This is a genomic window from Geobacillus thermocatenulatus (genome assembly GCF_002217655.1).
Taxonomy (GTDB): Bacteria; Bacillota; Bacilli; order Bacillales; family Anoxybacillaceae; genus Geobacillus; species Geobacillus thermocatenulatus.
The window spans coordinates 148,323-174,141 of the sequence record NZ_NEWK01000002.1 but is presented as its reverse complement, the minus strand read 5'-3'; the positions used below and the strand labels follow the sequence as shown (position 1 = coordinate 174,141).

At 52.7% G+C, this 25,819-nt stretch carries 25 protein-coding genes, 7 tRNA genes, 1 rRNA gene, 4 pseudogenes and 1 riboswitch; of the genes and pseudogenes, 6 read left to right on the top strand and 31 right to left on the bottom strand.

Features of this window, described 5'->3' with window-relative positions; genetic code table 11:
- Positions 1 to 124: 124 nt before the first annotated feature.
- A pseudogene (locus B9L19_RS09700) lies at positions 125 to 712 on the top strand (MBL fold metallo-hydrolase); the annotation flags it as partial.
- A 115-nt stretch (positions 713 to 827) separates the two neighbouring features.
- On the opposite strand, the gene B9L19_RS09695 reads toward B9L19_RS09700, so the two are convergent.
- The 10 genes from B9L19_RS09695 to B9L19_RS19370 all read right to left on the bottom strand — a co-directional run bounded on the left by B9L19_RS09695 (position 828) and on the right by B9L19_RS19370 (position 2,640).
- Entirely contained in the window at positions 828 to 1,034 is a 207-nt protein-coding gene (locus tag B9L19_RS09695; protein ID WP_025950625.1) for a heavy-metal-associated domain-containing protein, read from the bottom strand.
- A 144-nt stretch (positions 1,035 to 1,178) separates the two neighbouring features.
- Positions 1,179 to 1,252 (bottom strand) — tRNA-Ile (locus tag B9L19_RS09690).
- A gap of 16 nt (positions 1,253 to 1,268) precedes the next feature.
- Positions 1,269 to 1,350, bottom strand: a tRNA-Tyr gene (locus tag B9L19_RS09685).
- A 17-nt stretch (positions 1,351 to 1,367) separates the two neighbouring features.
- A tRNA-Thr gene (locus B9L19_RS09680) sits at positions 1,368 to 1,440 on the bottom strand.
- 294 nt (positions 1,441 to 1,734) lie between these two features.
- Positions 1,735 to 1,827, bottom strand: a tRNA-Ser gene (locus tag B9L19_RS09675).
- A gap of 17 nt (positions 1,828 to 1,844) precedes the next feature.
- Positions 1,845 to 1,927: transfer RNA gene (locus tag B9L19_RS09670), tRNA-Leu, on the bottom strand.
- Between the two features lie 11 nt (positions 1,928 to 1,938).
- A tRNA-Ala gene (locus tag B9L19_RS09665) sits at positions 1,939 to 2,010 on the bottom strand.
- 4 nt (positions 2,011 to 2,014) lie between these two features.
- Positions 2,015 to 2,089: transfer RNA gene (locus B9L19_RS09660), tRNA-Val, on the bottom strand.
- An 8-nt stretch (positions 2,090 to 2,097) separates the two neighbouring features.
- A 5S ribosomal RNA gene (gene rrf / locus B9L19_RS09655) occupies positions 2,098 to 2,214 on the bottom strand.
- 336 nt (positions 2,215 to 2,550) lie between these two features.
- Positions 2,551 to 2,640, bottom strand: coding sequence for a putative holin-like toxin (locus B9L19_RS19370; RefSeq protein ID WP_021322622.1), 90 nt, complete (start codon positions 2,638 to 2,640; stop codon positions 2,551 to 2,553).
- Positions 2,641 to 3,004: 364 nt separating this feature from the next.
- On the opposite strand from B9L19_RS19370, the gene B9L19_RS09650 reads away from it, so the two are divergent.
- The gene (locus B9L19_RS09650; RefSeq protein WP_025950626.1) at positions 3,005 to 3,637 is read left to right on the top strand and encodes a DUF2238 domain-containing protein; all 633 of its coding nucleotides are present in this window, start codon (positions 3,005 to 3,007) and stop codon (positions 3,635 to 3,637) included.
- 44 nt (positions 3,638 to 3,681) lie between these two features.
- On the opposite strand, the gene B9L19_RS19800 is transcribed toward B9L19_RS09650, so the two are convergent.
- The 6 genes and pseudogenes from B9L19_RS19800 to B9L19_RS09625 all read right to left on the bottom strand — a co-directional run bounded on the left by B9L19_RS19800 (position 3,682) and on the right by B9L19_RS09625 (position 8,236).
- The gene (locus tag B9L19_RS19800) at positions 3,682 to 3,921 is read right to left on the bottom strand and encodes a DUF6044 family protein (RefSeq protein WP_368664520.1); all 240 of its coding nucleotides are present in this window, start codon (positions 3,919 to 3,921) and stop codon (positions 3,682 to 3,684) included.
- Positions 3,922 to 3,971: 50 nt separating this feature from the next.
- Positions 3,972 to 5,351: pseudogene (locus B9L19_RS09645) on the bottom strand (DUF6044 family protein); the annotation flags it as partial.
- A 279-nt stretch (positions 5,352 to 5,630) separates the two neighbouring features.
- Positions 5,631 to 5,868 (bottom strand): annotated as a pseudogene (locus B9L19_RS19565) (transporter, sodium/bile acid symporter family protein); the annotation flags it as partial.
- Between the two features lie 41 nt (positions 5,869 to 5,909).
- Positions 5,910 to 6,557: a pyroglutamyl-peptidase I gene (gene pcp, locus B9L19_RS09635; protein ID WP_025950647.1), complete on the bottom strand. Its 648-nt coding sequence runs from the start codon at positions 6,555 to 6,557 to the stop codon at positions 5,910 to 5,912.
- A gap of 29 nt (positions 6,558 to 6,586) precedes the next feature.
- Positions 6,587 to 7,549 (bottom strand): DUF979 domain-containing protein, encoded by a 963-nt coding sequence (locus B9L19_RS09630; RefSeq protein ID WP_025950648.1) that lies wholly within the window; start codon positions 7,547 to 7,549, stop codon positions 6,587 to 6,589.
- On the bottom strand, positions 7,550 to 8,236 hold the full coding sequence (locus B9L19_RS09625; protein WP_025950649.1) for a DUF969 domain-containing protein: 687 nt from the start codon (positions 8,234 to 8,236) through the stop codon (positions 7,550 to 7,552). It lies immediately after the preceding gene.
- A gap of 310 nt (positions 8,237 to 8,546) precedes the next feature.
- On the opposite strand from B9L19_RS09625, the gene B9L19_RS09620 reads away from it, so the two are divergent.
- Positions 8,547 to 9,161 carry a sulfite oxidase-like oxidoreductase gene (locus tag B9L19_RS09620; RefSeq protein ID WP_047753108.1) on the top strand — a complete coding sequence of 205 codons (615 nt, stop codon included), beginning with the start codon at positions 8,547 to 8,549 and terminating at the stop codon, positions 9,159 to 9,161.
- A 42-nt stretch (positions 9,162 to 9,203) separates the two neighbouring features.
- On the opposite strand, the gene B9L19_RS09615 is transcribed toward B9L19_RS09620, so the two are convergent.
- Positions 9,204 to 9,788: an ECF transporter S component gene (locus B9L19_RS09615; RefSeq protein WP_025950651.1), complete on the bottom strand. Its 585-nt coding sequence runs from the start codon at positions 9,786 to 9,788 to the stop codon at positions 9,204 to 9,206.
- Positions 9,789 to 9,944: 156 nt separating this feature from the next.
- Positions 9,945 to 10,077: riboswitch (FMN riboswitch) on the bottom strand.
- 83 nt (positions 10,078 to 10,160) lie between these two features.
- Positions 10,161 to 11,378 (bottom strand): threonine synthase, encoded by a 1,218-nt coding sequence (locus tag B9L19_RS09610; RefSeq protein ID WP_047753107.1) that lies wholly within the window; start codon positions 11,376 to 11,378, stop codon positions 10,161 to 10,163.
- A gap of 530 nt (positions 11,379 to 11,908) precedes the next feature.
- Here B9L19_RS09610 and pepT point away from each other — a divergent pair.
- Complete coding sequence (gene pepT / locus B9L19_RS09605; RefSeq protein ID WP_047753106.1) at positions 11,909 to 13,144, top strand: peptidase T; 1,236 nt, start codon at positions 11,909 to 11,911, stop codon at positions 13,142 to 13,144.
- Positions 13,145 to 13,312: 168 nt separating this feature from the next.
- Here the strand turns inward: pepT and B9L19_RS09600 are convergent, their stop codons facing one another.
- The 3 genes and pseudogenes from B9L19_RS09600 to B9L19_RS09590 form a co-directional block, all read right to left on the bottom strand.
- Positions 13,313 to 14,935, bottom strand: coding sequence for a bifunctional metallophosphatase/5'-nucleotidase (locus B9L19_RS09600; protein ID WP_047753105.1), 1,623 nt, complete (start codon positions 14,933 to 14,935; stop codon positions 13,313 to 13,315).
- Positions 14,936 to 15,203: 268 nt separating this feature from the next.
- Positions 15,204 to 15,755, bottom strand: a pseudogene (locus B9L19_RS09595) (ammonium transporter); the annotation flags it as partial.
- A 110-nt stretch (positions 15,756 to 15,865) separates the two neighbouring features.
- Positions 15,866 to 16,291, bottom strand: coding sequence for an OsmC family protein (locus B9L19_RS09590; RefSeq protein ID WP_025950657.1), 426 nt, complete (start codon positions 16,289 to 16,291; stop codon positions 15,866 to 15,868).
- Positions 16,292 to 16,467: 176 nt separating this feature from the next.
- On the opposite strand from B9L19_RS09590, the gene plsY reads away from it, so the two are divergent.
- Together plsY and B9L19_RS09580 are read left to right on the top strand one after the other, a co-directional pair.
- Positions 16,468 to 17,061 carry a glycerol-3-phosphate 1-O-acyltransferase PlsY gene (gene plsY / locus B9L19_RS09585; RefSeq protein WP_025950658.1) on the top strand — a complete coding sequence of 198 codons (594 nt, stop codon included), beginning with the start codon at positions 16,468 to 16,470 and terminating at the stop codon, positions 17,059 to 17,061.
- Positions 17,062 to 17,089: 28 nt separating this feature from the next.
- The gene (locus tag B9L19_RS09580; protein WP_047753104.1) at positions 17,090 to 18,454 is read left to right on the top strand and encodes an RsmF rRNA methyltransferase first C-terminal domain-containing protein; all 1,365 of its coding nucleotides are present in this window, start codon (positions 17,090 to 17,092) and stop codon (positions 18,452 to 18,454) included.
- An 88-nt stretch (positions 18,455 to 18,542) separates the two neighbouring features.
- Here the strand turns inward: B9L19_RS09580 and B9L19_RS09575 are convergent, their stop codons facing one another.
- The 10 genes from B9L19_RS09575 to B9L19_RS09530 form a co-directional block, all read right to left on the bottom strand.
- A complete protein-coding gene (locus B9L19_RS09575; RefSeq protein ID WP_047753103.1) occupies positions 18,543 to 19,118 on the bottom strand; it encodes a YpmS family protein in 576 nt (191 codons plus the stop codon).
- Positions 19,115 to 19,897 (bottom strand): SGNH/GDSL hydrolase family protein, encoded by a 783-nt coding sequence (locus tag B9L19_RS09570; RefSeq protein ID WP_025950661.1) that lies wholly within the window; start codon positions 19,895 to 19,897, stop codon positions 19,115 to 19,117. Before B9L19_RS09570 ends, B9L19_RS09575 begins: the two co-directional genes overlap by 4 nt.
- Positions 19,898 to 19,972: 75 nt before the next feature.
- Positions 19,973 to 20,545: an SCO family protein gene (locus B9L19_RS09565; protein WP_025950662.1), complete on the bottom strand. Its 573-nt coding sequence runs from the start codon at positions 20,543 to 20,545 to the stop codon at positions 19,973 to 19,975.
- A gap of 303 nt (positions 20,546 to 20,848) precedes the next feature.
- Positions 20,849 to 21,028: a DegV family protein gene (locus tag B9L19_RS09560; protein ID WP_025950663.1), complete on the bottom strand. Its 180-nt coding sequence runs from the start codon at positions 21,026 to 21,028 to the stop codon at positions 20,849 to 20,851.
- A 105-nt stretch (positions 21,029 to 21,133) separates the two neighbouring features.
- Positions 21,134 to 21,385, bottom strand: a complete 252-nt coding sequence (locus B9L19_RS09555) for a YpmP family protein (RefSeq protein ID WP_025950664.1) — start codon at positions 21,383 to 21,385, stop codon at positions 21,134 to 21,136.
- 96 nt (positions 21,386 to 21,481) lie between these two features.
- Complete coding sequence (ilvA, locus tag B9L19_RS09550; protein WP_047753094.1) at positions 21,482 to 22,753, bottom strand: threonine ammonia-lyase IlvA; 1,272 nt, start codon at positions 22,751 to 22,753, stop codon at positions 21,482 to 21,484.
- Between the two features lie 304 nt (positions 22,754 to 23,057).
- Positions 23,058 to 23,501 carry a YndM family protein gene (locus tag B9L19_RS09545; protein ID WP_047753093.1) on the bottom strand — a complete coding sequence of 148 codons (444 nt, stop codon included), beginning with the start codon at positions 23,499 to 23,501 and terminating at the stop codon, positions 23,058 to 23,060.
- Between the two features lie 169 nt (positions 23,502 to 23,670).
- The gene (locus B9L19_RS09540; RefSeq protein WP_025950667.1) at positions 23,671 to 24,165 is read right to left on the bottom strand and encodes a dihydrofolate reductase; all 495 of its coding nucleotides are present in this window, start codon (positions 24,163 to 24,165) and stop codon (positions 23,671 to 23,673) included.
- A 13-nt stretch (positions 24,166 to 24,178) separates the two neighbouring features.
- Positions 24,179 to 24,973: a thymidylate synthase gene (gene thyA, locus B9L19_RS09535; protein ID WP_025950668.1), complete on the bottom strand. Its 795-nt coding sequence runs from the start codon at positions 24,971 to 24,973 to the stop codon at positions 24,179 to 24,181.
- Between the two features lie 74 nt (positions 24,974 to 25,047).
- On the bottom strand, positions 25,048 to 25,752 hold the full coding sequence (locus tag B9L19_RS09530; RefSeq protein WP_025950669.1) for an anthrax toxin lethal factor-related metalloendopeptidase: 705 nt from the start codon (positions 25,750 to 25,752) through the stop codon (positions 25,048 to 25,050).
- Positions 25,753 to 25,819: the final 67 nt, after the last annotated feature.

Below are 25,819 nucleotides of genomic sequence, written 5' to 3'. Positions count from 1 at the left end.
GGACACCTTCGGAACGAAGGGAAGCGTAAAGGGTTCTTGTGTGTGGCTTACCGTTCGGCGAACACACACAAGTCGCTTGAAGCCCCCACCTCTAAGCGAAGCGTAGGTGGTGGGTAGTTCACCCCACGGCCACTTTGACCACGTCGGAGCATTAATTGAACTCATCCGGGAATGGAATGTGCCGGTGTACGCCCACAAAGACGAACTGCCGTATTTAACCGGCAAAGCGCGCTATCCCGAACCGGACGCGTCCGTTGAAGGCGGACTTCTCGCCAAAATCTCGCCGTTTTTCCCAAACGAACCGATCCAGCTCGGCAACCGCGTCCAGCCTCTCCCTGAAGACGGCACCGTCCCGCACTTGCCGGAGTTCCGCTGGTTGCACACCCCCGGGCACACACCGGGCCACATCTCCTTATTCCGTCCTCGCGATGCGGCCTTAATCGCTGGCGATGCGTTTGTCACGGTCCGCCAAGATTCACTGTATAAAGTGTTGACCCAGCAAACCGAAATTACCGGCCCGCCGCGCTACTATACCACCGACTGGGAAGCCGCCCGCGAATCGGTGCGCAAATTGGCCGCACTCTTTCCATCGGTTGCTGTCACCGGACACGGCGCCCCAGTGGCAGGAGAAGAATTGCGCGCTGGGCTGACAAAGCTCGCCCGTGATTTTGACCGCATCGCTGTCCCGGATTATGGAAAGTACGTCCATTGACGGAACGATTCCACCTGCACTTACAAATGATCAGCGACAGGCCGTTGCTAAGAAAAAAGGGTGTCCCGATTGGACACCCTTACACTGTCAGACAGCGGCCACCAAAGGCGTTTTGCTACTGGAAGCGGAATCCATGCTGCTGCAACGTCAAGATGATGCGTTCCTTCGAAATCTTTTTTTCATCAAATTGAACCTTCACTTCCCCATCTTCCGTGTCGACGAGTGAACGCTCCACACCGTCGAGCCCGCTGAGAAGACGTTCAATACGCGCAATAGGCTGCGGCGACGTCGCCCCATCGATATAAAAGGTGGCTTCGGCCATCCTCTTCCCTCCTTCCGCAAAAACATGCCGTTCCCCGCCGCTTATTTTGCCCGATTCCCGCCCGCATAAACAGGCCCATCGCTCCGTTAGCGATGGCATAAAAAAAGATGGCAAGAATTGCTCTTGCCATCTGTCATAAAAAAATGGGCCTAAGTGGACTTGAACCACCGACCTCACGCTTATCAGGCGTGCGCTCTGACCAGCTGAGCTATAGGCCCGTTTATGGATAAAATATGGAGGGGGACGGATTCGAACCGCCGAACCCAAAGGGAGCGGATTTACAGTCCGCCGCGTTTAGCCACTTCGCTACCCCTCCATAATAAAAATAAAAAATGCCGACTGCAGGACTCGAACCCGCAACCTACTGATTACGATTCAGTTGCTCTACCAATTGAGCTAAGTCGGCATAAAATAAATACAAGAAGGTGGCTCATTGTTGTGCTCTGTGCCTCTTCCTCTACAAGCTGTTTCGAGGAAGCAGGATGCGTCGAGGCAACTCGAAGCCAACTCGACGAAGCAGGTGCTCGTCTCTACCAATTGAGCTAAGTCGGCATGATAGAAGTAGACCGTGACTCCTTGGCTTCTGTTGTGTCCCTTCCTCTCCCAGCCAATTCGAAGACGCTGGATGCGTCGGGACAACTCGAAGTCGATTCGACGAAGCAGATGCTCGTCTCTACCAATTGAGCTAAATCAATATTTATGGCGGAGGAGGAGGGATTCGAACCCCCGCGGGCTGTGACACCCCTATCGGTTTTCGAAACCGACCCCTTCAGCCAGACTTGGGTACTCCTCCATAGCTGTTTGGAGCGATGCGGTCGAGAGGACTTGAACCTCCACGGGGTTGCCCCCACTAGGCCCTCAACCTAGCGCGTCTGCCATTCCGCCACGACCGCATACATAGAAGTGGAGCGTAGGGGATTTGAACCCCTGACCTCTTCGCTGCCAGCGAAGCGTTCTCCCCCTGAACTAACGCCCCATCATGGTGGAGTATACTGGGATCGAACCAGTGACCCCCACGCTGTCAACGTGGTGCTCTCCCGCTGAGCTAATACTCCACGCAATTGCCTAGCAGCGACCTACTCTTGCAGGGGCGCTGGCCCCAACTACCATCGGCGCTGGAGGGCTTAACTTCCGTGTTCGGGATGGGAACGGGTGTTTCCCTTCCGCTATCACCACTAGGCAATGGCGACGATACTTATTATAAAACAATCAAACAGTTTGTCAAGGATTTTTTGTTTCCGTTCCTTCAGAATCGGAACGACAATGTAAAATTTACTATAAAAAAACGAAAGAGTCAACCCTCTTTTTCATTTTTTTTCGATCTTCACTGTCCCTTTCTCGAAAGTTCTTGTCATCCCCTTCTTTATACGCGTATAATAAAAAGAAGAAGGAACGTACAATAAAGCAGGGCATTGGCGGCCACCAATGCCCTGTCCATACACAGCCGCTGCAAGAAGCGCAGTGGCCCAAGCCTCGGGCATCGTAACCTACCCTCGCCTCGGCCTAGCAGGGTGGGTTACTTTTTGTCTTTGGATACGGCGATCACCGCGACGATGAGTGACGCAAACGCAATCATGAGCGTCAGCGCGTCGGCAATCGACATCATCAGCACCACCCCCTTTCGTTCAGGGAGTGGCCACTGCCCACCCTGCATTTGGCTGTGCATGTTTCATTATACCATCAAATCAAACAAATGCGAATATACATTCGCATCCTCGTTGAAAATTAGGAATGTTTCCCTATCCATGGAGGAAACGCCTCTTTTCTCGCTGCTTCCACAGTGGCTCCTATAACCGCTGAAACTCCGGCGTTTTCATCAGACATTCGAAAAACTGTTGTTTCGCTTGTCGATATTCTTTTCAACACAAACCCGTTCTGCCCCTTCTCCGCATGAAATTCATTTGTATAAAATCCGCGTTTTTCCGAATAATGACCATAGACAAATCTCGCTGTTCCAAGGAGGAAAAAAGGTGGAACAAGCAAGGCAAACCCGCATTCATGGGCTGTTGTTGCTGATCGTCGCTGCCGTGTTCGTTTGGTCGGCCATTCGTCCAACCAGCTATGCGGTGTGGGCGCTTGAGGTCGCCCCAGCGCTTGTGGGGCTTGTGATCGTGATGGCCCTGTATCAACGCTTCCGGCTGACAACGATGTCGTATGTCATCATCGCCATGCTGGCGGTTCTCATGTTGATCGGCGGCCATTATATTTACTCCAAAGTTCCTTTTTTTAACTGGATCAAAGATGCGTTCCATTTCGAACGCAACCATTATGACCGGTTTGGCCATTTCCTCAAAGGGACGTTCGCCCTCGTCCTAAGGGAGATTGCGCTGCGGAAAACGCCGCTGTCGCGCGGCCCTTGGCTTTTCACGATCGTCACAAGCATGTCGCTCGCCATCGCCGCCCTGTATGAAATCATCGAATGGCTCGTCTCCATCATCTCCAAAGGAGGAAAGGCATCGAAAGACTTTTTGGGCACGCAAGGCGATATTTGGGACACGCAATGGGATATGGTATGCACATTGATTGGGACAGTGATTGCCCTATGGCTGCTCTCGAGGTGGCACGACCGGCAGCTTGCGCGGTTGGATCAGCCCCGTAGCTAGGCTCGTAAAACAGCGGCTTCTCTTTTCAAGAGAAGCCGCTGTTTTCAATTCACCTTATACAAATAAATCGTCCACGCCGACTCATCGGACGTGAATACACGGTCCAACACGAGTCCATTTTCCGCCGCATTGTCAATCGGAACCGCCGAGAAAATATAGCGGCCGCCCATTTTTTCAACTGTTCTGTATTCAGCTGCAAGTTCTTCAGCCGCTTCTTCGAATGTTTTGTGAACATGTACCGTTTTCCAAGTTCTTCTGTAAAAATATAGCAGCGCCCGCCCCATTCGTCAAAATATGTGCGGATCGTTTTGCTTTTTTCCAGTTCACGCTCAATGATTTTGCGGAACTCGTATTTATATGACAGCGGATAAAAGTTGTTGTACGTATCGAGCGTATAAAACCCGTTGTATTGCGCGATGGCGGGGTGAATGCCGATGCTGACGACGCGGTAATCGGCTACGGGAAGCCCGATGTATTCTTTGATTTCTTGGAACTGTTTTTCCGCGTAAAATTGCTTTACCGTCGGCTCATAGCGGAAGACGATTTCTTCATTGATCAAAAACACGAAGATCACTTGAGCCGCTAGCAGCCGCTTCGCCCACCTTCTCCCGTTTTCGCTATATTGCCACATGATTTTCAACGCCAGCGCAAACTGCACATAAATGATCATCGGGCGCAAAAAATGAAAGCGGGCAAAGTTAAACGTGTCTAAAAAATGAAACCGCTCCGTAAGCGGCAGCCACCCTTTATAAAACCAAAAGGCATACCACGCCGACAGGGCGAAATTCAGTCCGAATAGGAAAAGAAATAACCGTTCTTGCTTCCACCGTTTTTTCACGAAAACGAGATACAACGCCACCAACCAGCTTGGCAAAATAAAAAACGTATGCTCGGTCATGACATGATGGTGCCCGAGGAGAAAGTTTTTCCACGTCAAGCGGACGCAATGCCAAAACGACAAACGGGCATGGAAGTACTCATCCCGGCTCGTCGGCTCGTCTTCCCATAAAAACGAGTAGACAAGCCTGTACTCGACAAGCAAATAAAGCAGCGTCATGTAAGCGATGGAAGTCAAAAAGCGGATGTTCCACCCCTTTCCGCGCAGCACATCAACAAGCCAAAAAACGCCCATGGCGGCAAGAAAAAAGAAAAATCCGAGCACAAAGCTGGAATAAAACGGGAGAAGCGTAAGTGCGGCGTAATGTCTCCATTTCCCCTCACCTTTTCGGATGCTCAAAAACGCCCAAAGCGCAAGCGGCATGCCCAGCGTGCTTAACATCCCCGACGGCCAAAACAGCATCAGGGCAAATGCGAGCGCCACGCCGATGCGGACGGCCATCCAACGCGGCTCGGGCAGGAAATGTGTTTTTAACAACCAATACATACCGACAAACGCCACCACCCTCGTGATCGTTTGGCTGAGCGCATAAGCAGTCATCGTGGGAAATAACGCGTGCAGCCAGACGATGCCGGTCAGCTCCGAGCCGAGGGCGTTTCTTGACAACTGGCCGTTAGCAATTTGCGGAATGTTCGCGTCAAGCGGTCCGGTGATTTTTCCACTTTCGGAGAGCACCTTATACCAAGCGATATTGGAATCCAAATTATCGTGGACGCGAATATGGGCGTTTTCGCCAAGGAGAAAGAGCGGGGACACGTAAAGGGCGATGACGCCAAGCGCCAAAAGGAAAAATCGCCGCTCGCTTTGTACGTCCATCGGCATGACGCTCCTATTTCCAAGTTTCTATTGGATACGATGTGCAATTAGGAGAAAATTATTCCTAAGGACGGTCGAAGAGGGTGGTGATTTATGAAAAGGGGGGCTGCGCGTTCTTCTCAATCCCCTCTTCATTCGCATTTTTTGCCCCTTCTATTTTCTCTTATGCACACCTATCTTAAAATATTAAGGACAACTTATGATAGATAGCTTCCCCACTACAATACAAAATAGAAAACAGCGGCCTCTCTCTTACGAAACCGCTGTTTACACCTGCTTCTACACCCTTGACTTTTCCTTTAATCCTATCAGATGGTCCTTCTCTTCCCTCCGGCTGAAAATCGCCGCGAGGATCGCTTCGGATATATATATTGTTGTGCCACACGCTGAAAATCGCACTTGGAACAGCCGCCAAGGGTGAGAAATTGGCTGTGGCGATCGCCACGCCCAATCCGGAGTTTTGCATTCCCACCTCCATGGCAACCGCTTTTTGTTTAGCCAAATCCATGCCGAGCAGAAGGGACAGGCTGAAGTCAAAGGCAACTGGACGAATCCGCCTTAACAAATGTGCCCGCCAACCGCTTGGATATCTTCTTCACGTTCGACCGCCACGTCAATGGCAAGACGCAGCCCTTCCACGATCGTCTCTAATGCCATGCTGGGCTGCCCGGGATGCCGGGCGGCTTGTTCCGGCAAATACGGAATATGGATAAATCCGCCGCGAATGGGCTTCTTCGATTGGGTGATGTAATGCATCAATCCATAAAACACATGGTTGCAGACGAACGTTCCCGCTGTATAAGAGACAGAGGCTGGTATGCCGTGACGCCTCAACGCCTCGACAATCGCTTTGACCGGCAAGGTTGACCAATAACCGACAGGCCCGCCTGCCACAACAGGTTCGTCAATCGGCTGCTGGCCTTCGTTGTCGGGAATGCGGGCATCATTGATGTTCACCGCCACTCTTTCAACAGAAATATCCGCTCTCCCTCCTGCCTGTCCGACGCAAATCACCACATCGGGATCCACTTGCATGATTGCGTCATGCAAGATGGCTAATGATTTGCCAAATACGGTTGGAATCTCCCGAACTTCAACGATATACCGATCGGTTTTCCATCCAGCTGCTTGCTTGGCCGCCTCCAGCGATGGATTCACCGTTTCTCCTCCAAACGGATCAAATCCGGTCACGAGCACTTTTTTCATCGCATCTCCATCCTTTTTGATGATGAAATTTATAAATCTATGAGTGTAACCACATACATTGCGGCGATGTTGAACGCCAACAGAATCAACGCTGTCGGCACTTGCACGCGAATCACATGGTTTTTGTCTTTCAAATCAAGCAGGGCAGCGGGCACGATGTTGAAATTCGCCGCCATCGGCGTCATCAAAGTGCCGCAGTAGCCGGAAAACATCCCGAGAGCCGCCACATGATTCGCGTCGACGCCAAATTGTTTTATCAGCAGCGGAACAGCGATCCCCGCCGTCATCACGGGAAATGCCGCAAAAGCGTTGCCCATGATCATCGTAAACAAAGCCATCCCGATGCAATAGGCGGCCACAATCCAAAACAACGAATGAGTCGGAATAATGGCTTTCACCAAATTGGACACGGCCACGCCCACCCCAGCGGTCGTAAAGATCGTCCCTAATGTCGCCAGCATCTGCGGCAAGAGAGCAGCCCAACCGATTGTTTCCAGCAGCCTGCGCGATTCTTTAACCGCCATAAACGGCGTCGATCGAGTCATCGCCATGCTGACGAGCAAAGCCACAAACGTCGCTAGTCCAAGAGACACAAGGGTCACGTTTTTCGGATCGAAAAGATACGCGTTCCCAACCTTGACATTTTTCAGCCATGTCACACCGATGACCGTCAAAATGGGAATCAACAGCGCCGGGATGAACAGGCGGTGTTTCAAGCGATCGCGATGCCGACTTCTCTCTTCCCGGGTCGCCTCTTGATAGCTTCCTAGTTTCAAGCCTCCCGTCCCGACAATGGCCACCATGACAAGCACAAGCAACCCGGTGTAAAACGGAGGAATGATGCTGCCGAACAGCAGTGTCACACCATAAAGGAAATAAAACACCCCTGATGTGAAGCGCTTCGGGTTTTGACGATCGGCAAAGGTCCACATGCTTCCTAGCACAACGACAATGCCTAAAAATATGTACACCGTTTCAATAGACAGCCACATTTACTTTTCCCCCTTTCCATTCTCCCGATGAAAGAGCTTGTGAAGCGAGCGATCAAAGCGATGCAGCCGGATGCTGTGAACGATCAGCGCGGCGACAGCGGTTGGAATCGCCCATAGCGCCATATGAAGCGGATCGGAAGGAATGCCGTTTTGATCAAAAAATCCTTTCATCAACAAAATCGCTCCGATGGCGATAAACACATCCTCGCCAAAAAACAGCCCGATATTGTCCACCGCTGCGGAATGAGCGCGAATATCATCCCGCACATGATCCGGCAGTTTTCCGTATTTCGCTTCCGCTGCTCCTTCTGCCATAGGAGCGACGAGCGGGCGAACCATTTGAGCATGGCCGCCGATGGAAGTAAGCCCAGCCGCGGCTGCCGCTTCCCGGATGATTAAATAGACCGTCAAGATTCTCCCTGTTGTCGCCGCCTTGATTTTCGCCACGACACTCTCCGCCTGTTCCCGCAGCCCAAAGCGTTCCAAAAGGCCGATGACGGGTAATGTAGCAATAAACACCGCCATATACCGGTTGGTCGTAAACGCCGTTCCAAACTGTTCAATAATGTCATACAGCGATTGATGAGCGAGCAATCCTGTCGCCAATCCAGCCGCTGTCACGACAAGAAGCGGATTAATGCGAACGATAAAACCAATGATGACAATCAACACGCCAATGAGCACCATGTTCCCTTTCTCCTCTCCCAACATCATATTGGCATTGTGATCCGTCCATCTCGCTGCCTTATTCCTCCACCGACTTTTCCTGCCTCCCCCCTTTTCCTTCAATCGTTCCGTATTTCGGAACAATCGTTCCAATTTCATCATTTTCATTATATAATTAAGAAAAGTCAAAAATCAATCAATATTTGGTGGAATTTGTCCTCGCTGAACACCGCCGCAGCAACTGAACCGAGCCCCTTTTTATTGCATCCCCTTCCCCTATTTTGTATCATGAATAATTAAGAGAAATTTAGCAGAAAAAGGAGTGCCTCCCATGACCAAACAACTTCCTCCCGGCCAATTCGAAACGGAAAAATGGCCGATTTTGCATGAAGGCGATGTGTACCAGTTCGATGAAGCGGCGTGGAATTTCCGATTGTTCGGCGATGTGAAAGAGGAAGTGACGCTGTCGTATCAGGAAGTGATGCGGCTGCCGAAGACGATTTCGACCGTGGATATGCACTGCGTGACGACGTGGTCGAAATTTGATACGACGTTTGAAGGCATCGCTTTCCGCGAGTTTTTGCGCTTCGTCGATCTCGATCCCGATGTGAAATATGTGAAAATTTACGGCTACTTAAACGGCGACCGGTTCGGCTATTCGGCAAACTTGCCGCTTGAGGCGCTCATGGGCGACGATGCCTTGTTTGTCTATCGATGGAAAGACAAGCATCACGACTGGCAGGACATCTCGCCGAAGCACGGCTATCCGCTCCGGTTCATCCCGCCAGCGACGTTTTACTTATGGAAAGGGGCAAAATGGACGTCGGGCATCCGCTTTATGAAGGAAGATGAGCCGGGCTATTGGGAGGAGCGCGGCTATTCGATGACCGCCAATCCGTTTAAAGAGGAGCGGTTTGCCGACTGGGTGCCGCGGATTCGCTTTTGACAAACGCAAAAAAGCGAGGGAAAAACCCTCGCTTTTTGTTCATCAAGCGGCTTGGCGGGATGCCGCTTGTTTCTCAAGCCAAGCACGAAGGCGCCAAAAGAGAAGCTGAAATACGATGGCCGCCATCGCTCCTTTGACGGCGTTAAACGGCAAAATCGCCGATACCACCAACGCCTTCGCTTCCGGCGCGCTCATCTGCGGAGCGCCGAGGAAAAGCGTGTACGCCGGCAGAAAGACGTAGTAGTTGAGCACGCTCATGACGAGCGCCATCGTCACTGTTCCCGCCGCCAGCCCCAGCAGCAAGCCTTTTTTCGATGCGGCTTTCCGATAAATATGGGAAACCGGCAAAAGGAACGCCACCCCGGCAGTGAAGTTGGCGATCTGGCCGACCGGAACGCCGGTCGCACTGCCGACGAACACGTAGTTCAGCACGTTTTTCAATAGTTCGACCGCCACGCCGGCGAGCGGGCCGTACAACAAGGCGGCGATGAGCGCCGGAATGTCGCTGAAATCAACAAGCAAAAAGTTGGGAAACGGCGGCAGCGGAAAGTTGAGCATCATCAGCACATGCGCCATGGCGCCCAACGCTCCGATGCCGACAAAGGCGCGAATGGAAATGCGTTTCATGCTTGTTCTCCTCCCCTTCTCGTGATTCATCCTCACAAGAAGAAGGCTGCCGCCGTGAGCGCCAACAAAAACTCCCTTAAACCGGACGAGGCTTAAGGGAGAAAAAGGGTGTGCGCAACTAGACGTTCGCATGCGCCAAAACGAACGCCGGCAAACCTTCATCTTCTCCCATCCAGACTATACTGTCGGCTCCGGACTTGCACCGGATCCTGCCTTGCGGCTCGCGGGCTGAGAGGCGAAGCGCCTCATCACCGCCGGTCGGGAATTTCACCCTGCCCCGAAGATGAATCGTTTTTCATTTTTGATTATTCTGATGAGTTTAGTATACAATCCTGTTTTCGATTTGTCTATGTTTTTTTGCTCACAGCTTGATTATTCCCGCATCGGAAGCGAATCTCCCGGTTCGAGCACCGGTGGGGCGACTTGAACCAAATCGGCGTATTTCAATCCCGTCCCCGTGTTGAGCACGACGACCGTCTCCCCGTCGCGAATCCAGCCGCTCTCGCGCAATTTTCGGGCCGCCGCAAACGCCGCCGCTCCTTCCGGGCAAATGAACGCTCCTTCGAGCTCCGCCACCGTCCGCTGCTCGGCCAAAATCGCTTCATCGCCAATGGCAACCGCGCAGCCGTCTGTCTCATATACCGCCTCAAGCACCAGGAAGTCGCCGAGCGCTTTCGGCACATTGATGCCAAACGCCACTGTATGAGCGTTCGGCCAAAACTCGGACTCGCGTTTTTTCTCCTGCCACGCCTTCACAATCGGCGCGCAATGCTCGGCCTGCACAGCAACAAGCCGCGGCATGCGGCCGTCCACCCAGCCGAGCGCCTGCAATTCTTTGATCGCCTTGTAAATGCCGATCAACCCAACGCCGCCCCCGGTCGGATACAAAATGACATCCGGAAGCCGCCATGAGAATTGTTCGGCGATCTCAAGCCCCATCGTTTTCTTTCCTTCAATCCGGTACGGTTCTTTCAACGTCGACGCATCGTACCATCCGTATTCGCGGATCGCTTTCGCCACAATTTGGCCCGCATCGCTGATCAAACCGTTGACTAAATACAATTCCGCTCCTGCGATGGCGCATTCTTTGCGCGTCAATTCCGGCGCGTCAACCGGCATGACGACCGTCGCGCGGATGCCCGCCCGAGCCGCATACAGCGACCACGCCGCACCCGCGTTGCCGTTTGTCGGCATGACGAGCTGTTTGACCCCTAATTCTTTTGCTTTAGAAACGCCGACAGCCGCTCCGCGCGCTTTAAACGTTCCGGTCGGAATGACCCCTTCGTCTTTCATGTAGAGCGCTTCAATGCCGATTTTACGGCCGAGCCGCGGCATCGGCACGAGCGGCGTCATCCCTTCGCCGAGCGACACGATATGTTCAGGATGCTTTACCGGCAGCAACTCATGATAACGCCATAAATTCGCTTCACGTTCCCTCAGCACATCCCTCTTGACTTTTTGGCGCATCGACTCCAAATCATACGCGACCAGAAGCGGCGACCCGCATTCGCAAGGTTGATGAATGTGGTCGACATCGTATGTACGTTCACATTTCGGACAATACAGATGAGACACGTAGCTGAATGACATGGTTTGGCTTCTCCTTTCTGTTCCGCTCATCTGCACAAGGCAGGAAGCAGCTGCGTTCTCATTTTGGACGAGGCCCTTGCTTTTTCATTATATCATAACGCTTCTCTTGGCCGCCTCGCCCGCCGTGGAAAAACTCGTGCGCCGCATGGCGCGTGTGAGTAAAATATTTGTGGGTGACATTCCGAAATGATCCCCGACGAGGGTTGCGAACTTTTGTTCGCGACACTCGTCGGGGCCACCAAGCGAAGCGCGGTAGAAAAAAGCAAATGTCATGCAAAAAAGATGAGGGATGAGAGTCCGAAAGCGCTTACGATATCAATTCCTGAAAATGGTTCGCTAACTAGTGATTGACAACACCCGTAGTGAACCGAAAAAATGTTCTCCACAAAGTCTTGACTGACTCGCATGGCGCCCCCTCTTTCCCTGTTGGAGATCGCATATGATAAAATAAACACGGAACCTCTCCGCTGCATTGGCGGAAGCGATTCGCGGATTCACCCAACACTCATACATAAAAAGGAGATGAACCAATGAAACAGGAACTCATCGAACGCTTCATCCGCTACGCCAAAGTGAATACCCAGTCCGATCCAGAAAGCAGCACATGCCCGTCGACTCAAGGGCAATGGGAGCTGGCAACCATGTTAGTTGAAGAGCTGAAAGCGATCGGCATGGAAGACGTCACAGTCGACGAAAACGGCTACGTCATGGCGACGTTGCCGGCCAATACGGACAAAAACGTGCCCGTGATCGGCTTTTTGGCTCATATGGACACCGCTCCGGAGTTTACGGGAGCCAACGTCAACCCACAAATCATCGAACAGTACGACGGCGGGGACATCATGTTAAACAAAGAACAAGGCATCATCTTGTCGCCAAACGATTTCCCAGAGCTTGCTGGCTACAAAGGGCATACACTCATCACGACCGATGGAACGACGCTGCTTGGCGCCGATGATAAGGCCGGAATCGCCGAAATTATGACCGCGATGAACTACCTCATCCAACATCCAGAAATCAAGCACGGCAAAGTGCGCGTCGCCTTTACGCCGGATGAGGAAATTGGCCGCGGGCCGCATAAATTTGACGTTGCCAAATTCGGCGCCCAATTTGCCTACACGGTCGACGGCGGGCCGCTTGGCGAATTGGAGTATGAAAGCTTTAACGCTGCCGAAGCGAAAATCACGATCAAAGGAAAAAACGTCCATCCGGGCACAGCGAAAGGAAAAATGATCAACTCGATCAAAATCGCCATGGAATTCCAACAACAGCTGCCAGCCGATGAGGCGCCTGAGCATACGGAAGGATACGAAGGGTTTTACCATTTGCTTTCGTTCCAAGGCAGTGTAGAGGAAACGAAGCTTCACTACATCATCCGTGACTTTGACCGCGAACAGTTCGAGGCTCGCAAAGCGAAAATGAACGAGATCGCGGCTTCGCTTGCGCAAAAATATGGAAACGACCGAATCACGCTCGAAATCAACGACCAATATTACAACATGCGCGAAAAAATCGAGCCGGTGCGCCACATTGTCGACATCGCCCACGAAGCGATGACGAACTTGGGCATTGAACCAAAGGTGAAACCGATCCGCGGCGGCACGGACGGGTCGCAGCTGTCGTATATGGGGCTGCCGACGCCGAACCTTTTCGCCGGCGGCGAAAACTTCCACGGCCGCTACGAATACATTTCCGCCGACAATATGGTGAAAGCGGCCGAAGTGATCGTGGAGATCATCAAGCTGTTCGAGCAAAAAGCATCTTGATCTACGGAAAACCTCTCTTGAACGATCTTTTTCTATCGTCCAAGCACAAGCGGCTGCAAGCCCGCCCGTTAGGAGTAAAGAAAAGGTGTCCCGAGTCTTTTGGGGACACCTTTTTCATTAGATAAGCGACCGTTCGCCCTTCCATCCTTTTTCCTCAGTCGACACCTGTTACGGAAGCCGGTTGATCCGCCCCTCGATCCGCGCTGAGAACGGTTGCTCAAGACCGCGAATATACGAAACAAGAGCATCCAAATCGACCGGACCGACCTCGCGGTTTGTCCCATGCGTCAACACCGTGAACCCGTCGCCGCCGTCGGCGAGGAAGCTGTTGACCGTCACCGTGTACTCGGCGTCCGGTTTTAGCGGTGTGCCACCAGGAAGCTGAATGTCAATGACTTTTTCTCCGACCGGCTTGCTGGCGCTCCATGTATAGCGGAGGCCGGAGATTTGCAGCATGCGCGTTTGGGTTGGCTGCCATTGTTGGTTCAAAAGCTGGCGGATTTGCGCGCCGGTGAGCGTCATGCTTACAAGCTGGTTGTTGAACGGCTGAACGTTGTACAGCTCGCCCCACGTTACTTCGCCTTGTTCAATATCAGCGCGAATGCCGCCCGGGTTCATAAAGGCGAAATCGGTTTTCATCGCCGCCCGCTGGGCATCGGCGATCAAATCGCCCAAGGCGGACTCGCCGCTTTCATTTTGTTCATCGGTGATCGTTTCGGCCGCTGCGCCAATGACTTGGTTGACAAGCGGCGCCACTTTCGCTTCATATTTTTCAATGAGCGTCCGAATTTCCGGGTCCGGAGTGATGCCGTCATGATAGGTCGTCACGATCTCCGCTTTTTTGGCGACGACGTCTTTCGTACGCGGGTCGATTTTCAAATCGACATCAGAAAACGCCGTGCCGTACGAATACGACTGAACGAGCAGCTTGCCGTCCACAACCGCATTTAAATAGGCATGATTATGACCGGCGAAAATCACATCGACTTCATCATCGATATTTTTGGCGATATCGACAATTTCCCCGCTGGCGTTTGTCCCATCCGGATTGGATGCGCCTGGGTTATGGGCGAGAATGACGATCGTTTGCACCCCTTTTTTCTTCAGTTCTCGCACCGCTTTGTTAATCGCTGTTGCCTCATCGATGAACTTGACTCCCGCGACGCCACTTGGCGTCACAATCGTTGGTGTTTCCGTGAGCGTGACGCCGATCAATCCGATCGGTATGCCGTTGACCCGCTTAATCACATATGGCGGGAGAATCGGCTTTCCCGTTTGCGCATCAACGACGTTGGCGCTCACGTACGGAAAATCCGCTCCGGCGAAATCGCCGGTCGCCGGGTGGTATCCGCCATGGATCAAGCGGAGCATTTCCGCTACTCCTTCATCAAACTCATGGTTGCCAAGGGTGCCGACGTCAAAGCCGAGCTTATTGAGCACTTCGATCGTCGGTTCATCTTGCAGCAGCGCTGATACCGGCGGGCTGGCGCCGACCGCATCGCCGGCATGGACGAGCAGCGTGTTTTTGTTTTCCGCCTCCCGCTGTTTCAAATAGGCGGCCAAATAGTCAGCCCGTCCGACTTCCCGCCCGCCGACTTTTCTCGTCACATTCAACTGGCCGTGGAAGTCGTTCATGCCCAATAACTGCACCTCAATATAACGGTGCGAGGAAGCAGGCGGCTTCCCCTTGCTTTTCCCGTTCCCTGCCGCCCCGACTGGAGTGGCGGCCAGCACCGCTGCAGCGGCCAATGCGGATAGCACCCGTCTTCCCCATCGTTTGGAATTCTTCATTCCCGGTTCCCCTTTCTCTCGCCTTCTCGTTCACTCCCATTATATCCTTGCGAGTCCATACAATCATAGAGCAGAAAGGGTGATTTTTTTGTAAATATTTTGTAAATTCACAACTAACTGTTGAGAACAACAGAAACAAAAAAAGACCGCCCGATAGAGTCTGTTGATCGGACAGCCTTTCCTTGTTTAGCTCGGTGGACAGCCAGCCGTGGGGCGGGTGTTCCCAAGAATCTCCCACCTCGAAGCACAAGCGTAGGTGGGAGAGCGTTCAACCGACCGCGTTTTTCTTGTTTAACGGAGCAACGCGAATGCCGGTCGTCTCCTCAAAATCGTACAACCCGCCCGGGAGATCGGCAAACCGCTCGAGTTCATTGTAAGCCGGAATGCCGTGGTACGCCATATCGAGTCCTTCTTCTTCCTCACGCTCTGTCGCCCGGAGCCCGACCGTGCTGTCGCACACATTCGCGATGAGCGCACCGCTGACGAAGCCCCAAACGATGACCGTCAACGCGCCAAGCAGTTGGGTGATGAACAACGACGCATGACCGGTCGTCAACAATCCTTGCGTCGAGTCGAACAAGCCGACGGCGAGCGTGCCAAACACCCCATTAAACCCATGAACCGCCACCGCACCGACCGGGTCGTCAATTTTCAACGCATCGACCAACAGCGTCGCATAGACGACGATGACGCCGCTCACAAGACCGATCAGCACCGCGCTCCATTGCGAAACGAAGGCGCAACCGGCCGTAATGGCCACCAGACCGGACAATACACCGTTCATGACCATGCTTGGATCGGCTTTTCCGTACTTTTTCAGTTCGAACACAAAAAAGGTGTTCCGCAAACGATCGGAACACCTTTTTCATCGTATTGTCATTCAGCGCTATGCCACGCGAAACGGCCATGAACGTCAAGCCCTTCTCCTTGTTAGATCGTCTCCTTCCCGCGCACGCCGTTGATCGAATAGCTCGCTGTAATGGCGGCATTTAACGAATGGGAAACGGAACAATATTTTTCTTTTGACAACCGAATGGCGCGGACGACCTTGTCTTCCGGCAAATCGCCTTCGAGCGCGTAATGAATATGAATGTCGGTAAACCGCTTCGGATGGTCATCGGCGCGCGTTCCTTCGACTTCCATCGAAAACGCGCGGACATCAAGCCGCATTTTCCGCAAGATCAAAACGATGTCAATGCCGGTGCAGCCGGCTAAGGCGTGAAGCAACAGCTCCATCGGCCGAGCGCCTGAATCGTTGCCGCCGACGTCTTTGGCCGCGTCGATCGGAATGGTGACACCGGAAGCGCTTTGGCCGCTGAATGACATGTTTCCGTTCCATACAACCGTCGTTTTCATCATGGTCGCTCCTTTCTTCATCGGTCCGGGGTCGGACGGACGTTCCGACAGCCCGTTTCTTCTTTTCAGTTTAGCGGCTATATTCTTGAAATGCAAAATTCCTGTCTACCGTTTTCGCTCGTGCATGTTAAAATAGAAACATGCACAAACTTGTTGAGTAAAGGGTGTTTGATTCGATGACCGCACTCATTTTGCTTCTTGCTTATCTTCTCGGCTCGATTCCGTTTGGCCTTCTTGTCGGGAAAATCGGCTACGGGATCGACATCCGCGAACACGGGAGCGGCAATCTTGGGGGAACAAACACGTTCCGCGTGCTTGGGGCGAAAGCGGGAACGATCGTCATTGTCGGCGATATGCTAAAAGGGACGCTGGCGGCGAGCTTGCCGATGCTTTTTTCCGTCCCCGTGCATCCGCTTTTGGCCGGGGCGGTGGCAGTTGTCGGCCATATGTATCCGGTGTTCGCCAAGTTCCGCGGCGGCAAGGCGGTGGCGACATCGGGCGGGGTGATGCTGTTTTATTCGCCGTTGTTCTTTTTGTCGCTCATCGCCGTGTTTCTTGTCGTCTTGGCCATTTCACGCTACGTCTCGCTGTCATCGATGGCCGCGGCGCTGTACGCGGTCGTGTACACCGTCTTTTTCACGGACGACATTCCATTGACGGTGGCAGTGTTGTTGCTGGCTTCGTTTATCTTTTATCGTCATCGCGCCAACATCAAGCGCATCTTGAACAAAACGGAGCCAAAAGTGAAATGGCCAGGCAAACGCTCATGACGACGGACGGAGAAAGGAGTTTGTTGCGTTGAGATTGCCGGAAGCATTTGTCGCGAAAATGAAGAAGCTGCTTGATGAAGAAGCAGACGAGTTTTTCGCTGTTTATGAAAACGAAAAAATCAACGGCTTGCGCGTCAATCCATTGAAAACCGACCCGGGCGCATGGGCAAAAACGGCGCCCTTTTCCCTTTCCCCGGTGCCGTTTTGCCCGACCGGGTTTTATTATGAGCCGGACGAACAGCCGGGAAAGCATCCGTACCATGCGGCCGGCCTGTATTACATTCAAGAACCGAGCGCGATGGCGGTCGCCGAAACGTTGCGTCCCGCCCCTGGGGAGACAGTGCTTGACTTGTGCGCCGCCCCTGGCGGAAAAACGACCCAGCTTGGAGCGATGATGGAAAACAAAGGGCTGCTTGTCGCCAACGAAATCCACCCGAAACGGGTCAAAGCGCTCGCAGAGAACGTCGAACGGTTCGGCTTGACGAACACCGTTGTCGTCAATGAAACTCCCGAGGCGCTTGCCGAGCGGTTTCCGGGCTTTTTTGACAAAATTTTAGTCGACGCCCCCTGTTCCGGCGAAGGCATGTTTCGCAAGGATGAAGACGCCGTTTCCTTTTGGAGCCCGGCTTATGTGGAAGAATGTGCGGCCAGACAGCGGCGCATTTTGGAAAGCGCCTATGCGATGCTGAAAGAAGGCGGCATTCTCGTCTATTCCACGTGCACGTTCTCTCCGGAGGAAAACGAGCAAACGATTGAATGGCTGCTTGAGGCGCACGATGACTTGCGGCTGTTGCCGATCGCCAAAGCGGGAGGGCTTGAGCCAGGGCGTCCAGAATGGACGAAAACCAATCGATCCGATCTCGTCCACGCCGCCCGCCTTTGGCCGCACCGTCTGAAAGGGGAAGGGCATTTTGTCGCCAAACTGCAAAAGCAGCGCTCCACCTCACCTTGGCGGGGGCGGTGGGCGAAATCGAGCGCGCCAAAAGCCGCGATCCGCCTGTATCGCCAGTTTGAACAAGAGGCATTGCGGACAGAGCGAGACGGCACGTTCATGTCATTTGGCCCCCATTTGGCTATGTTGCCCGAACGCTGTCCGGATTTATCCGGCATGAAAGTCATGCGTGCTGGATTGCACTTGGGTGAAGTAAAAAAGGAGCGGTTGGAGCCGAATCACGCCCTCGCGCTATCGTTGCGGACGGAAGAAGCACGACATGTGCTCGATCTGGCAAGCACAAGCGAGGACATCGTCCGCTATTGGCGCGGCGAGACGCTTTCCACCGGCGGCGACCGCGGTTGGCTGCTTGTGGCCGTGGATGGATTTCCGTTCGCCTGGGGGAAAGAAGTGAAAGGAACAGTGAAAAACTTTTATCCAAAAGGGCTGCGCCTCGTCTAAAACGTCGGAAAAGCAGATGGCAAAGGAGCTCCCAATCGCAAAAAAGGGGCTGACCCAAAACGCGGGTGCGTTTTAGGTCAGCCCTTTTTTACTGATGCTGCTTCGTCGGAATCGTTAACGTAAACACGATCTCATCGGCGGCCAAATCGATTTTTTTCGCCGCCACTTGATAGCCGTTGCCAAAGCGAATGTCCGTGAGCGCGACGTAGACGCGGGTGTGCTCCGGGTCAATCGCCACTTCATCCGGCAGCGGAGCGTGCTTTTGCAAGTAGCGAAGCACAGACGTCACCGGCAGCTTCCAATCGCCAAGCGAAATCGTCGGCTCGGTGAGCTCGACATTCCCCCCTTTGACGACTTTTGGCACAAACGAGACGACAAGTTCGACCGAACGGCCTAAAATGGGGATTTCGCTTGAAACATAGACGCGGTCGGCAAGCCAGACATCGTACTGGAGCCGATGGCCTTTCGTTTTTTCTGTCAAATAGTCGTTTATGACGGCGTTCAAATGCTCCTTCTTCGAGTATACTGTAAACGAAGCTCCCTCCATATTGGGGCGCGCTGGCCGCTTCACCGGTGAAGCGGGTTCGAACAGCCAAGCGACAGCCCAAACGAGAACCGCGGCGTTGACAGCCGCCAACATCCAAAACGCTCGTTTCCAATTCATTGCAGCAAACTCCCTATCCACCATTCTTTTCGTTCTTTTAGCGCTTCATACACCCGCATCGCCATCTGTTCGTATCCCGCAGCATTCGGATGGAATTCATCGCGGTAGAGCAAATCATCACGATCGGCAAAGATGTCTTGAATATCCACGAACATCGTCCGGTCATAACGGGAAAGCACCGCTTGGCTTGCCTTGTTCCACTCGGCAATGACATCATCGATTTCTGGGATGTTCGGCAGCGTCGTGGAAAACGGGTTGTATAAGCCAATAAGCAAAATGACCGCATCGGGATTGATCGTGCGAAGCGCGATGAGTAGATGGTCCAATCGGCCAGCGAATCGCTCCGCGGCTTGCTGAAACCGCTGGCGCGACAAGTCGAAAAAATGTGAGCGTACGACGTTCATCACATCGTTGCCGCCAATCGTCAGCAAAATCAAATCCGCTCGTTGGAGCTCGTCTTGATGAGCGTTGATCACCGGCTCCAGCTCCGCGATGCGCCGGCCGCGCTTCCCGAAATTCGCTACGGTGACGGTCCGCACCCCCTCTTCTGCCGAAAGGAGCGGGACAAGGCGGCCGACATATCCGCCTTTCCCTTCGCCGTCCCCCACTCCTTCCGTCAATGAATCGCCCAAAGCGACCAAATGAATATCTTTCGGAAGCGGCTTTGCTTCCGTTTGCTTGACAGCCGCTTCAGGCAGGCGCTCCGGCTTTCCGTCCGCCGCAAGCGACATGCATCCGGCGAGCAGCCAGCAGCACAACAACCATCCCCATCGTTTCATCGTTTGACACCTGCCTTTTGCCGCAACAAGAGGAAAGACGAAAAGAAGGCAAAAAAGGCGGTAGCCGTTTTTGCCTCATTGAGACGACTGCACGATTTTGATATGCTCTAAAATTGTATCGTACGGCACATCTTGCACGCCGCTGTACGTTTGGACCACCTTGCCGTCTGGACCCACAAGATAAAAGCTTGTGCCATGAATGACTTGATCATCATTGGCCGGCTTTTGCACGATCGTTTTAAAGCTTTTTTGCGCCAGCTCGCTGATCTCGGCCGGGCTGTATCCGGTCAGCAAATGCCAGTTTGCTAGATCATCTGTAAATTGTTTCGCATACGCCGCCAGTTTTTCCGGCGTGTCGACTTCCGGGTCGACGCTGAAGGAAACAAACTCGACATCCAGTCCTTCTTTCTTTGCCATTTCCTTTAGTTTGGCCATATGGGCGGTCATCGGCGGGCACACCGTTTCGCAATTCGTAAAAATAAAATCGGCGACCCACACTTTTCCTTTCAAGTCGCGAAGTCCAAACGGCTTGCCGGTCTGATCGACAAACGTAAAGTCCTCCACCGGCCAATTTTTGGCATCCGGAATCGTTTTTCCGCACGCAGCGAGCAACAGAACAACGAGAAAAAGCGCGATTCGTTTCCACATCATCGATAGGTCCTCCCTCTAGAAATGTTGATCTATCAAGGCTTTTCGGCCTCTCAGGGGTGTCCAAAAAATATTTTTCGACAAAATCCCTTACATCCTTTTTCAGTTTTGTGGATATCTTACAGACCTAGGGTGCGCGTTTTGTGTACAATTCATCTGAAGTCCTCCTTGGCATGATGGTAGGTGTTGTTTGACACCCCTGCATCATACCAAGAGGGCTTTTTTTGATCAAGTCCCCGGAAAAGCTCCTAACGGGAATGCTCCTTTTCGACCAAAATATGTTGATGCCGTCAACAACGTCGTTTATTCATCAAGCACCGCTTTCATTTTCGCCATAAATTGTTCCGGGGTGATCGTCACACGGTCGATCAACGCCTCCCCATCCACTGTCAAATGAAGCGGAACGACTTCAACGCCGTGCTCCGCAAGTACAGAAAACGGCACATCGACCGTTGAGTCGGTTACAATTTTGATTGATTTCATTCGTTCACTCCTAATACTGATGATCTCGTTTCCATTATATAATGAAGCCGGCGAAAATCCCACCAAAAAAAAGTTGTTTTGCCGCCAAGGACAAAACAACAGCAATCATGCATTATGTTTTAACGCCGTTTCTTGAAAGATCTGCTCATATACCGGCCATTTCAGCACTTTCTTCAAATGTTCGCGGAACGAGTAAACGGAACGGTTTGTTCTCGACCGATACACTTTTGCAATAAACGCCTCCAAGCGCAGTTGGATCATGAATCGGTATGTGTTCTCTTCCTCCAATACAGGAATTTCGATAATCTTGACCTTCTGTCCATATGCGTTTTTGAACTCGAGGCTTTTGAATAGCAAAATATCAATCCTCTTTTTCACCGATTTACTTTTATTATACACCAATCCGGTGAAAAAGTATGTCGGAATGCGGCGAATTTGTTCCAACTTTTTTCGTCAAATCAATAGATGGAACAAGTTCGGGTCTTTGTTGACCTCTTGGAACGGGAAGCCTTTTTTCTTCATCCGCTCGATGAGCGGCGCGTAGTCTTCGCGCCGTTTCAGCTCGATGCCCACAAGCGCCGGTCCGCTTTCTTTGTTGTTTTTCTTCGTGTATTCAAACCGGGTGATGTCATCGGTCGGCCCAAGCACTTCATCCAAAAACTCACGCAACGCCCCAGCCCGCTGCGGGAAGTTGACGATGAAATAGTGCTGCAGTCCTTCGTAAATCATCGAGCGCTCTTTGATTTCCTGCATCCGGTCGATGTCGTTGTTGCCGCCGCTTATGACGCAGACGACCGTCTTGCCGCGGATTTGTTCCTTGTAAAAATCGAGTGCGGCGATCGGCAGCGCCCCTGCCGGTTCAGCGACAATGGCGTTTTCGTTGTACAGCTCCAAAATCGTCGTGCATACTTTTCCTTCCGGAACGACGACGATGTCATCAAGCACCCCACGGCATAAGGCGAATGTCTTTTCCCCGACCGTCTTGACGGCAGCGCCGTCAACGAACTTGTCGATTTCATCGAGTGTCATCACATGTCCGTGCTCGAGCGCCGCTTTCATCGATGGGGCGCCAGCCGGCTCGACCCCGATGACTTTGGTGGACGGAGAAATGCTTTTCACATACGTCCCAAGTCCCGCCATCAATCCTCCGCCGCCGATGCTGGCGAACAAAAAGTCGATTGGTTCATCGCAGTCGTTGAGCACCTCGACGCCAATCGTCCCCTGTCCGGCGATGACGTATTCATCATCAAACGGATGGATGAACGTCCGCCCTTCCGCCTCGGCGCCCTTCACCGCTTCGTTGTAGGAATCGTCAAACGTGTCGCCGACAAGAACGATCTCGACCATGTCTTTGCCAAACAGCTGCACTTGCGACACTTTTTGCCGCGGCGTCGTCGCCGGCATGTAAATTTTTCCGTGCACCCCAAGCGCCCGGCATGAATAGGCCACCCCTTGGGCATGGTTGCCGGCGCTGGCGCATACCACCCCGTTTTTCCGCTCCTCATCGGTTAAATGCTTCATCCGGTTGTACGCCCCGCGCAGCTTAAACGAACGCACGACTTGCAAATCTTCGCGCTTCAAATAGACGTTGCATTCGTACCGTTCGGACAAGAGCGGATTTTTTTGCAGCGGCGTATGGAAAACAACATCCTTCAGTGTATGATACGCGATCAAAATGTCCTCGACGTATACTGCCCCTTGCTTCCGTTTCAACTGTTGTTCCATGTTCTCGTTCCCTTTCTTTTCTAAGTTGTCTTTGATTTGTAGATTATATCACAAATTCGCAAAAAGAAAAGGGAATTTTCGAAAAGTTTTATGAAGATGAAGGGAAGCGGGCTCGTGAACATCGCGATGGCCCCAATTTACCAGATACTGGACGCTTCCGCCGGCCAGATTCGCGCTTTTGGCCTGACGCCATCCGATGAGCGCCGTCCTTCCCGCTTGAAACCTCTTCCCAGCTGTCTTGCCAGACGGCAATGCCGCAACTTGGGCAGCATAATCCACAAGCAGACAGAAAAAACGACCGGTGCTATGACCGGTCGTCCTCTTTTTTGAACTCTTCTTCCTCGGCAAATTCCGTCGCCCATCTTCCTTCATCATACCAGCGGTGCGCTTCTTCCCTCCTTGCCTCTTCGAGAACATGGTTTTCCATATACAAGTGGAAAAACGCTTCAACCGCCCCGATCGCCAAGGCGCTGAAAAACGCGCCGTATGCCATGTTGACGGACGGGGCAATGAGGGCAAAGCTGACTGGCCAAATCAGCAAGAAAGAAAGCGGCACGTCAAGAGCGGCAGCGACAAAATGGCCGACGCGCGGCAACACGAACAGATCGCCGATGATATAAGAAACAAGCGCCGTCACGATCGTCATGAGCGAAATCAAGGCAAGCGGGGCATCAAAGATCGTAAAGATTGAAAACAAGACGACGCTCCAAGCAGCGAGCTTGACGGCAAACGGAACGATATGTTTCATCGTCTTCCTCCATTTCCATTGTGGTTCTATTGATTATCGTTCCATTTTCGCCCCGCTTCTATGCAGAAACACGTTCGGATCTCAAACAAAAAGACGCCCCGTTTTTGGGGGCGTCTTGACAAATGTTTCGTACGCCGACGACAAACGCATGTCCATGCCCGTGTGCCGTCTATTTCGCCTTTTTCCGCTCATAAATGACAAAGGCGTATTCATACGGATTCTTTTCATCTTTCCCTCCTGGCGTATAGGAAACGATTTCCCATTCATCGTCAGAAATGGGCGGATAAAACGTATCGCCAGGAAAGGAAGCAAAAATGTTTGTCACATACAGCCGGTCGACCATCGGCATCGTCGCCCGAAACAGTTCGGCCCCGCCGATGATAAACACTTCATCAGCGCGCGATGCGATCCATTGCTTGACTTCTTCGAGAGAATGAAGCACAAGGCAGCCTTCCGGGCGAAACGAGCGGTTGCGCGTGACGACGATGTTTTCCCGGCCGGGAAGCGGCCGGCCGATCGCTTCAAACGTTTTGCGCCCCATCACGATGGCATGGCCCATTGTCACCCGTTTAAAATACGCCAAATCGGCCGGCAAATGCCAAGGCAAGCGGTTGTCTTTGCCGATCACCCGGTTTTCATCCATTGCCACAATGTGCGAAATCATCGCGTCCTCTCCTTTACACCGCCACCGGTGCTTTAATCGTCGGATGCGGGTTGTAGCCGACAATTTCAAAATCGTCGTATTCGTAATCGAAAATGGACGGCGGCTTCCGTTTGATCACGAGCTTCGGCAGCGGGCGCGGCTCGCGCGTCAGCTGCAGTTTCGCCTGTTCGAGATGGTTTTTGTACAAATGGACATCACCGCCGGTGAAAATGAGTTCGCCGACATCGAGGTCGCATTGCTGGGCGATCATATGCGTCAACAGCGCGTAGCTGGCAATGTTAAACGGCAACCCTAAAAACGTATCAACGGAGCGCTGTTGCCACATGCACGACAGGCGACCGTCCGCCACATAAAATTGAAACGCATAATGGCACGGCGGCAGCTTCATCTCGTCCAATTCCGCTACGTTCCAAGCGCTCACAAGCAGCCGGCGTGAATTCGGATTTCGTTTGATCTCTTCGACGACCCACGCGATCTGGTCGATTGTTTTCCCGTCCGCCCCTTTCCATGAGCGCCATTGCGCGCCGTAAATCGGGCCGAGGTCGCCGTTTTCATCCGCCCATTCGTCCCAAATCGTCACGCCATTCTCCTGCAAATAGCGGACGTTCGTATCGCCTTTTAAAAACCAAAGCAGTTCATAAATGATGGAGCGGGTATGCAATTTTTTCGTTGTCACGAGCGGAAATCCATCTTGCAAGTTGAAGCGGAGCTGGCGGCCGAACACCGACAGCGTGCCGACGCCCGTGCGGTCTTCTTTTTCGACGCCGTTTTCCAAAATATCCTCCAAAAGCTGCAAATATTGCCGCAATGTTCTCACCTCACGCTCTATCATACCATAAAGCAACGCATGGTGAACCACTTGTCCATAAAAAAACGAGCCTTTTACGAGGCCCGTTCCGCCAATCCGCGGATCAACGCATATGTTCTCGGCGCTGCCGCCCGCAACGTTTGCCGCGTCTTGCCGCTTGCATAATAATAGGCAAACGACTCGGCAAAATACTCTTCCGGATAGGTCAAAAAATAAGATTCGCCAGGAAAGAGCCGCGGCGCCTCCTCCCGCCAAATCGCTTGAAATTCGTGCGTTTCATGAATGCGGTCAAATACGATGTAATCGAGCGAATGAGCAAACTCATGCAGCTCCAAATTGACCGAGCCATGCCCTTTTCCTTTTTCGCTATGGCCGAGGCGGACAAGCACTAAATGCGACCCACCGATGCCCGGCACCTCGTCCCACGTCTTTGAACCCGGCATGTAGCCGCGCGGCGTTTTTCCGCGCAAATGGCGGGCCGTCGGCTCATCGGTGATCGGGCCGGTCAACAGTTGAATGTAAATATGGTGGTCCGCCGCCTGCTCTAAAATCGTGCGATCAATGCGGGCGAGCGTCCGGATCATTTCATTCGCTTCAGAGGCGGAAAACTCCGTCTCCGGCACGATGATGATGCGGCCAAGCACATCATGAGACGGAACACCCCTAAGGCCAAGGCTGCTTTCTTCAAGCAGCACGCCATGGGCAGCCGGATACGGCGAGAACGACAGAAGCGGAATGGCGAACAGCGCCGCCAGCAAACTAGTGAACAGCCGTTTCATCGTGGTTCCCCCACTTCTTTCAATCTATGAAAATCATATCATAGAACGAAGCGGGGAAAAACGCGCA